The sequence below is a fragment of the Ruficoccus amylovorans genome (assembly GCF_014230085.1).
Classification (GTDB): Bacteria; Verrucomicrobiota; Verrucomicrobiia; order Opitutales; family Cerasicoccaceae; genus Ruficoccus; species Ruficoccus amylovorans.
The window spans coordinates 1-4,654 of sequence record NZ_JACHVB010000017.1; the positions used below are offsets into that span (position 1 = coordinate 1).

The following is a 4,654-nucleotide window of genomic DNA, read 5'->3' on the forward strand; positions in this document are numbered from 1 at the left end:
TGGCGTGACCTCCTAGAATCGTACCATTGCGTTTGAGACCCTGGCGGGTAGAACCCGACCAGAAGTATGAAACGAAAGAGATACACCGAAGAGCAAATCGTGGCGCTCCTGCGCGAGGCAGACGAAGGCCGCAGCGTGGACGATGTTTGCCGCGAGCACAATGTGAGCAAAGCGAGCTTCCATCGTTGGAAGAGCAAGTACGGACAGATGGAGCTGCGCGATGTGAAGCGTCTGAAGGAGCTTGAGCGCGAGAACGCCGAGCTGAAGAAACTGGTGGCCGACCAGCTTTTGAACATCAAAGTACTGGAGCAGGTAAACGCAAAAAAATGGTAAGCCCGGGGCACAAGCGCGAAGCGGTGCGCGAGGTGGCCGAGTCGGGAACGTGCTCGTTACGGGCCGCCTGTCGGTATCTTCGTCTGCACTGGTCGAGCTTCTGCTACCGGGCTAAAACCGCCACCGACAAGATGGTTCGCCTCGTGCGTGCGATCATCGCGGTGAGCCGGACCAACCCGCGCTACGGTTATCGTCGCGTACGAGCGCTGCTGGCCAACGAAGGCTGGCAGGTCAGCCGCAAGCTGGTACAAAAGGTACGCCGGGCTGAAGGGCTGGGCGTGAAGCCGCCGCGCCCCCGGCAACGGCGTCAGGGCAAGTCCACCGGCAAGATCCCGACCGCGGCGACGCATCCGCGGCACGTGTGGAGTTGGGACTTCGTGGCGGATCGCACCGACAATGGAGCGCCTCTGCGGGTGCTCAGTCTGATCGACGAGTTTACCCGCCAGTGCATCAGCCTGACGGTGGCTCGCGGGCTGAAGTCAGCCGACATCGTCGCGGCCTTGGACAAAGCCATCGCCAAGCACGGTGCTCCCGAGCACATCCGTTCCGACAACGGGCCGGAGTTTATCGCTACGGCGACCAAGGACTACCTGGAATCCAAACGCATCAAAACCCTCTACATCGAGCCGGGCTCGCCCTGGCAAAACCCTCACGTGGAGAGCTTCCACAACCGCCTGCAGGACGAGTGCCTCAAGCAGGAGTGGTTCCTCTCCCTGACCGAAGCGCGCGTCGTCATCGAAAACTGGCGACGCAAATACAACAGCCAGCATCCGCACAGCCGTTTGGGCTTTATATCCCCCGACGCCTTTGCCAAACTCTGGCATCAAACCAAGGCAGTGCTTGGCTCCGTTCGCCCTACGGGCTCACTGCACCAAGCACTCCCGCAAACCATAACCCAACCAACATAATCCTACCCAGCCAGCGTCTCATCGCTCTGGTACGAAAAGTGGGGGCCGACCAGACCAAATGCATGAAAAACATGCCCAGCATCAGGCACAGGGAAAAGCGTGGCGCATCCTCATTGAAAAACAACCGGGACAGGTTGGCATGATGCACCACTAAAAGCATTAACACCCATGAGAGAACTTTCTTGAACCAGTCCAGGTAGCCGGGCAGCAGCCCGCTTAGCTCCATCAGGCTCAGTGCCAGCACCGAGAAAAACAGGGCAATCTCCACCCGGTGTTCAAACCACGCCAGCCCGAGATGAGAAATGTTTGTCTCGGCCACATGGGAAAAAGCAGCCTTCACATCCACCTTGCTCTCGTCGTTGGCCAGCAGGTTACGTTTGATATGTACATTGCTCACACCACGGTGAGAGTCCCGAACAATGGTTTTTGCCAGCCGCAGGACATGCGGACTCTCGTGCCGGTGAAATCGGTGCCGTGAGGCCAGGAAGATCGGCGAGAGTACCAGCAAGACTACGCTGCCCGAAAGCACCAGCACCCACATCACCGAAAGCCAGTTGATCGGCTGGTTTTGGTAGATATAGCTTCTTGCCAGCAGCTCGAGCGTCACCTCGTCATCGCAGTCCGCGCTTCGCAGGGCATCCAGCGTCAGCTCAAGATTAACCGCATCTTCCAGCCGGTCGAACCGCCAGACCAGAAGCGGGTCGGCTTCCTTGATGGAGACGTGCTCAAGCAAAGCCGGATCGATGGCAGCCTCCAGCACCGACTCGGTGATTTCAGTAATCAGGCATTTGGGAATCTCCTGCTCGATTTCCACCCCATAGACTTCGGTCACATTATCTTGCAGGTCGATGCCCATCCGGATCACGGTTTTATTATCCACGATCGTTTCGGAGATATTCGTTTTCACCGCCTCCCGGGCTGTCTGCGTCTGCTGCTCTTCAATGGCCGCCAGGCTTTCCGCATCGTGGAGGCTTTCGGCTTCGATCGCGATCCGTGACTCTTGAATATCCGCCAGACTGTATGTACCAGGAATCGAATACAGCAGCTTTTCCTCTTCCAGATAACCCAGACTGCCGATGCTAAACCGGGCATAGCCCTCTGTGTCCACCTCATGGGGACTGAGTGAACGCAAGAGTTCCAGGCTATCTGCGACCGGCGCATCATACTCGATGTGGAAAATGATAGCCTCTTTGTCTGTCCGCTCCGTGTTTCGGATTTGGTGGCTGACATACGTCCATCCCCGCTCGACGGTAACTTCGGTTCGGACCTCAAAGCCATCCGCATCCACGGTAAAGCTATCGCTTGCCGCAGATGATCCCCCGCTGCTTTCGCTCGTGGGCACAGCAACGTCCGGAGACTTGAGATTCATCCGCAGGAGCTTCGGTCTCTGACTCTGTCTCAGTGACAGCAGGCGCATAACTGGTGCTGCTTCCCGAGCTTCGATGCGAGTCCACCTGCACGTTCTTGAGCGTGGCATCGCTCAGGTCGCAATCGCAGGTTTTGGTGACTGAGTTCCAAGCATACACCGCCCCCGTGTAGGTATCGGTTCGACAAGCCGTCCCCGGAGAAATCGTCGGATTATTTGGGCAGGACAACTGTGTCTGGTCGTATGTTTCGTAGAACCCGCAGGTAAACGCGGTTCCATTCAACGAGCCGTTATAAATATACAAATCGGTTCCCGGATAAAGGAAATCCTCATCGGTTAGCCCGTCGCAGTCATTGTCGTATCCGTTACAGATTTCAGAATGATTGTTGGCCAAAACCTGCATCGACCAATAGCTCGCCTGATCGCTGGCATCAATCGTTTTGACCTGTGCGACCATGCAGGCATCCGGGAGGCTCAAGTTTGACGAGCGGGCATTGCCAAGTTCGTCGGACTGGGCTTCAGCGCCAGACACGAACAGGTTCGGATTCAGAACGGTTCCTGCTCTTACCCCGTAGGTTAAAAGCACATCGGGAGATTCCGCGTCAGTTCCCTCTGACCAGTTGAGGAATAGATATCCATTAGAATAATTAGCCTCAATGATCGCCGGAGCAAGCGGATGTGCATCTACACCCGCATAGTCAGCCAAGGTGCTGGAGTACAGCTGCGTGGTGGCCCCGCCAGTGCCTTGTCCTGTTGGTCGGCCCCCACTTTTCGTACCAGAGCGATGAGACGCTGGCTGGGTAGGATTATGTTGGTTGGGTTATGGTTTGCGGGAGTGCTTGGTGCAGTGAGCCCGTAGGGCGAACGGAGCCAAGCACTGCCTTGGTTTGATGCCAGAGTTTGGCAAAGGCGTCGGGGGATATAAAGCCCAAACGGCTGTGCGGATGCTGGCTGTTGTATTTGCGTCGCCAGTTTTCGATGACGACGCGCGCTTCGGTCAGGGAGAGGAACCACTCCTGCTTGAGGCACTCGTCCTGCAGGCGGTTGTGGAAGCTCTCCACGTGAGGGTTTTGCCAGGGCGAGCCCGGCTCGATGTAGAGGGTTTTGATGCGTTTGGATTCCAGGTAGTCCTTGGTCGCCGTAGCGATAAACTCCGGCCCGTTGTCGGAACGGATGTGCTCGGGAGCACCGTGCTTGGCGATGGCTTTGTCCAAGGCCGCGACGATGTCGGCTGACTTCAGCCCGCGAGCCACCGTCAGGCTGATGCACTGGCGGGTAAACTCGTCGATCAGACTGAGCACCCGCAGAGGCGCTCCATTGTCGGTGCGATCCGCCACGAAGTCCCAACTCCACACGTGCCGCGGATGCGTCGCCGCGGTCGGGATCTTGCCGGTGGACTTGCCCTGACGCCGTTGCCGGGGGCGCGGCGGCTTCACGCCCAGCCCTTCAGCCCGGCGTACCTTTTGTACCAGCTTGCGGCTGACCTGCCAGCCTTCGTTGGCCAGCAGCGCTCGTACGCGACGATAACCGTAGCGCGGGTTGGTCCGGCTCACCGCGATGATCGCACGCACGAGGCGAACCATCTTGTCGGTGGCGGTTTTAGCCCGGTAGCAGAAGCTCGACCAGTGCAGACGAAGATACCGACAGGCGGCCCGTAACGAGCACGTTCCCGACTCGGCCACCTCGCGCACCGCTTCGCGCTTGTGCCCCGGGCTTACCATTTTTTTGCGTTTACCTGCTCCAGTACTTTGATGTTCAAAAGCTGGTCGGCCACCAGTTTCTTCAGCTCGGCGTTCTCGCGCTCAAGCTCCTTCAGACGCTTCACATCGCGCAGCTCCATCTGTCCGTACTTGCTCTTCCAACGATGGAAGCTCGCTTTGCTCACATTGTGCTCGCGGCAAACATCGTCCACGCTGCGGCCTTCGTCTGCCTCGCGCAGGAGCGCCACGATTTGCTCTTCGGTGTATCTCTTTCGTTTCATACTTCTGGTCGGGTTCTACCCGCCAGGGTCTCAAACGCAATGGTACGATTCTAGGAGGTCACGCCA

Annotated in this window: 6 protein-coding genes; 2 read left to right on the plus strand and 4 right to left on the minus strand. The window is 57.9% G+C overall.

What is annotated here, in order from left to right; translation table 11 throughout:
- The first annotated feature begins 66 nt into the window (after window positions 1–66).
- Window positions 67–333 carry a transposase gene (locus H5P28_RS06260; RefSeq protein ID WP_185673679.1) on the plus strand — a complete coding sequence of 89 codons (267 nt, stop codon included), beginning with the start codon at window positions 67–69 and terminating at the stop codon, window positions 331–333.
- Complete coding sequence (locus H5P28_RS06265; RefSeq protein WP_185673678.1) at window positions 327–1,241, plus strand: IS3 family transposase; 915 nt, start codon at window positions 327–329, stop codon at window positions 1,239–1,241. The genes H5P28_RS06260 and H5P28_RS06265 overlap by 7 nt, the downstream gene beginning before the upstream one ends.
- Here the strand turns inward: H5P28_RS06265 and H5P28_RS06270 are convergent.
- The 4 genes from H5P28_RS06270 to H5P28_RS06285 all read right to left on the minus strand — a co-directional run bounded on the left by H5P28_RS06270 (window position 1,189) and on the right by H5P28_RS06285 (window position 4,588).
- On the minus strand, window positions 1,189–2,610 hold the full coding sequence (locus H5P28_RS06270) for a hypothetical protein (RefSeq protein WP_185674860.1): 1,422 nt from the start codon (window positions 2,608–2,610) through the stop codon (window positions 1,189–1,191). The genes H5P28_RS06265 and H5P28_RS06270 overlap by 53 nt on opposite strands.
- Window positions 2,537–3,313 carry a hypothetical protein gene (locus tag H5P28_RS06275; RefSeq protein ID WP_185674861.1) on the minus strand — a complete coding sequence of 259 codons (777 nt, stop codon included), beginning with the start codon at window positions 3,311–3,313 and terminating at the stop codon, window positions 2,537–2,539. Before H5P28_RS06275 ends, H5P28_RS06270 begins: the two co-directional genes overlap by 74 nt.
- Before the next feature lie 100 nt (window positions 3,314–3,413).
- A complete protein-coding gene (locus tag H5P28_RS06280) occupies window positions 3,414–4,328 on the minus strand; it encodes an IS3 family transposase (RefSeq protein ID WP_185673678.1) in 915 nt (304 codons plus the stop codon).
- Window positions 4,322–4,588, minus strand: a complete 267-nt coding sequence (locus H5P28_RS06285) for a transposase (protein WP_185673679.1) — start codon at window positions 4,586–4,588, stop codon at window positions 4,322–4,324. The genes H5P28_RS06280 and H5P28_RS06285 overlap by 7 nt, the downstream gene beginning before the upstream one ends.
- Window positions 4,589–4,654: the final 66 nt, after the last annotated feature.